Origin of the sequence: Autumnicola edwardsiae (genome assembly GCF_031846505.1) — a bacterium.
Classification (GTDB): Bacteria; Bacteroidota; Bacteroidia; order Flavobacteriales; family Flavobacteriaceae; genus Autumnicola; species Autumnicola edwardsiae.
The window spans coordinates 1-488 of sequence record NZ_JAVRHP010000303.1 but is presented as its reverse complement, the minus strand read 5'-3'; the positions used below and the strand labels follow the sequence as shown (position 1 = coordinate 488).

1 protein-coding gene is annotated in these 488 nt (G+C 46.7%); it reads right to left on the bottom strand.

Going from position 1 to position 488, the window contains the following annotated elements:
• Window positions 1-488, bottom strand: a 488-nt coding sequence (locus tag RM529_RS17775; protein WP_311486063.1) for a transposase, incomplete at both ends; no start/stop codon positions are given.

The following is a 488-nucleotide window of genomic DNA, read 5'->3' as shown; positions in this document are numbered from 1 at the left end:
ATTTCCTGAAGTTCTTTCTTACTTGCTGTGATCTTCTGCTGTTTTTCAGGGGCTTTGTTCCCTTTGGCTTTTCGATCCCTGCTGCTTTGTACACGCACCTTGGAAAGATGCTCCTCCAGATCTTCTGCCGGGACTTTGATCTCCAGGCTGTCCATGGAAGCATTGGCTTTTACAGGAGCGGAATCAATTGCCTGAGTGTGCCCGGTTACCAATCCGATTTCAATACACAGCTTTAAAACTTTGGTAAAAACTTCCTCAAAGATATCTTCAGGAAAAAGCTGCCGGGTACGGCTGATGGTACTGTGCCAGGGCAGTTCTTCATCCACATCATATCCTAGGAAATAGAGGATGTCCAACCGCATTGCGCAGTGGTTCATTACCCCACGATCAGTAGTGATATTCTCCAGATATCCCACCAGGCAGATCTTGAAAAAGACCACAGGGTCAATGCTTTTCTGTCCGCTATCTCCGTAGAACTTTTGCGTGAG